General features: G+C 58.7%; 2 protein-coding genes. Both read right to left on the bottom strand.

The features are described from left to right. On the bottom strand, nucleotides 1–2,355 hold a 2,355-nt coding region (gene pheT, locus ACIOVB_RS27230; protein ID WP_401272244.1), incomplete at its 3' end, for a phenylalanine--tRNA ligase subunit beta. Nucleotides 2,356–2,381: 26 nt separating this feature from the next. Further along, on the bottom strand, nucleotides 2,382–3,261 hold an 880-nt coding region (pheS, locus tag ACIOVB_RS27225), incomplete at its 5' end, for a phenylalanine--tRNA ligase subunit alpha (protein ID WP_401272243.1).

Below are 3,261 nucleotides of genomic sequence, written 5' to 3'. Positions count from 1 at the left end.
CCTTTGTTCGAGCGAGGTGAGGATATTTTGCGTCGTCGAATTCACCTCATCGTCATTAAGAGTGCGCGATGGATGCTGCCAGGTCAAGCCAACTGCAAGGCTTTTTCTATCAGGATCAATACCTTTACCCTGATATACGTCAAACAGCCTGAGATCTGTGAGCCATTCGCCTGCATTTTCACGGATTACGTCCAATACAGCCGAGGCTGCGACGTCTTTGTGCGCAATCAATGCAAGGTCACGACGCACTTCAGGAAAGCGCGACAACTCGTGGAATTTCGGCATTTTACCGAGCGCCACTTCAGCCAGAACCAGCTCGAAAACGAAAACCGGACGATCGAGGCCGAGGGATTTCGACAATTCAGGGTGAATAGCGCCGATAAAGCCGACTTCTCGACCTTCCCGCTCAATGCGTGCGGTTTGACCCGGGTGCAGCGCCGGGTGTTTGCCCGGGGCGAAAGTGAACGAATCCAGAGCACCGGCGAAACCCAGTACGGCTTCTACGTCAGCTTTGACGTCGAAGAAATCGACCGTGTCGCGACCTTGCGCCCAACCTTCCGGCAGACGGCTACCGCAAACAACACCGGAGAGCATCGGCTCTTGCTTCAGGCCTTCCAGTTGACCGACAAAGCGCAGGCCACTTTCGAACAGACGCACGCGATCCTGTTGACGGTTCAGGTTGTGCTGCAACGCCTTGACCAGACCCGGCCAAAGCGACGAGCGCATGGCTGCCATGTCGTTGGAGATCGGGTTAGCCAGCAACAGCGGCTCGACGCCCGGGCTGAACAGTTCGAACTGCTTTGGATCGATGAAGCTGTAAGTGATCGCTTCCTGATAACCACGAGCCACCAGCAGACGGCGCAGTTCAGGCAGATCGCTACGTGCTTCGGCCTTGGCTTGCGGCGCCAGGCGCGCTTGCGGGTAACGAACCGGCAGACGGTTGTAACCGTACAAACGGGCCAGTTCTTCGATCAAGTCGACTTCCAGACTGATGTCGAAGCGATGGCTTGGCACTTCAACGCGCCACTGCCCTGCTCCGTCGGCGGAAATATTCAGGCCCAAGCCGCTGAGCAGGCGCTCGACCTGTACCGAATCCATTTCCATGCCCAGCATTTGGGTGATGCGCTGCGCACGCAGAGTAATCGGGGCAATCGACGGCAAGTGCTGCTCGCTGACCGTCTCGATGATCGGACCGGCTTCACCACCAGTGATTTCCAGCAGCAAGCCAGTAGCGCGCTCCATGGCTTCACGGGCCAGTTGCCAGTCCACGCCACGCTCATAGCGGTGCGAAGCATCGGTGTGCAGGCCGTACGAACGAGCCTTGCCGGCGACAGCGATCTGGTCGAAGAACGCACTTTCAAGAAACACATCGCGAGTAGTCGCGGATACACCGCTGTGCTCGCCACCCATCACACCGGCAATCGCCAGGGCACGTGTGTGGTCGGCAATCACCAGCGTATCGCTACGCAGGCTAACTTCCTGGCCGTCGAGCAATACCAGCTTCTCGCCCTCTTCCGCCATGCGCACACGGATGCCGCCATTGATTTCGGCGAGGTCGAAGGCGTGCAGCGGTTGACCCAGTTCGAGCATCACGTAGTTGGTAATGTCGACAGCAGCGTCGATGCTGCGCACGTCGGCGCGACGCAAACGCTCAACCATCCACAGCGGTGTTGGCTTGGACAGATCAACGTTGCGAATGACACGACCCAAGTAACGCGGGCACGCGGCTGGCGCCAGCACTTCTACCGAACGCACTTCGTCATGCACGGCAGGAACGGCAAGCACCACTGGACGGGTGACCGGAGCGGCGTACAACGCGCCAACTTCACGGGCCAGACCAGCCAGCGACAAGCAGTCGCCACGGTTCGGGGTCAGGTCGACCTCGATGCTGGCGTCCTCCAGATCCAGATACACGCGGAAATCTTCGCCCACCGGCGCGTCAGCCGGCAGTTCCATCAGACCGTCATTGCCTTCACCGACCTGCAGTTCGGTTTGCGAGCACAACATGCCGTTGGACTCAACGCCGCGCAGCTTGGCCTTCTTGATCTTGAAGTCGCCCGGTAACTCGGCACCGATCATGGCGAATGGAATCTTCAGGCCCGGACGCACGTTTGGCGCACCGCACACGACCTGGAAGGTTTCCGCACCATTGCTGACCTGGCACACACGCAATTTGTCGGCATCAGGGTGCTGCTCGGTGCTCAGCACCTCGCCCACTACCACGCCACTGAATACACCGGCGGCCGGGGTCACGCTATCGACCTCAAGACCGGCCATCGACAGACGGGCAACCAGCTCGTCGCGATTTACCTGCGGGCTAACCCAGCCACGCAGCCATTGTTCACTGAATTTCATCCTGCTCTCCTAAGAATTCGTTACGACTAGCGAAATTGCTCGAGGAACCGCAAGTCGTTGTCGAAGAACAGACGCAAGTCGTTCACGCCGTAACGGAGCATGGCCAGACGCTCGACGCCCATGCCGAAGGCAAAGCCGGAGAACTCTTCCGGATCGATACCAGACATGCGCAGCACGTTCGGGTGAACCATGCCGCAGCCCATCACTTCCAGCCAGCCAGTCTGCTTGCAGACACGGCAGCCTTTACCGCTGCACATCACGCATTCCATGTCGACTTCAGCGGACGGCTCGGTGAACGGGAAGTACGAAGGACGGAAGCGTACGGCCAGTTCTTTCTCGAAGAACACGCGCAGGAATTCTTCGATGGTGCCTTTGAGATCGGCAAAATTGATATCGCGATCAACCAGCAGGCCTTCGACCTGGTGGAACATCGGCGAGTGGGTGATATCGGAGTCGCTACGGTACACACGGCCTGGGCAGACAATGCGGATCGGCGGCTGTTTCGATTCCATGGTGCGGACCTGTACCGGCGAGGTATGGGTGCGCAGCAACATGTTTGCGTTGAAATAGAAGGTGTCGTGCATCGACCGGGCCGGGTGATGGCCTGGGATGTTGAGCGCTTCAAAGTTGTGATAGTCGTCTTCGACTTCGGGGCCTTCGGCGATGCCGTAGCCAATACGAGTAAAGAACTGCTCGACACGTTCCAGAGTCCGGGTAACCGGATGCAGACCACCGGAGGTCTGGCCACGGCCCGGCAACGTCACGTCAATGGATTCGGCAGACAGTTTGGCGGCCAGTTCGGCCTCTTCAAACAAAGCCATGCGCGCATTGAGAACGCCTGTAACACGTTCCTTGGCAACGTTGATCAGGGCGCCGACTTGCGGACGCTCTTCTGCCGGCAAATTC

The sequence above is a fragment of the Pseudomonas sp. NPDC087639 genome, assembly GCF_044743385.1.
Lineage (GTDB): Bacteria > Pseudomonadota > Gammaproteobacteria > Pseudomonadales > Pseudomonadaceae > Aquipseudomonas.
Note: the sequence above shows the minus strand (reverse complement) of the source record. Positions and strands in the feature narration are given on the sequence as shown.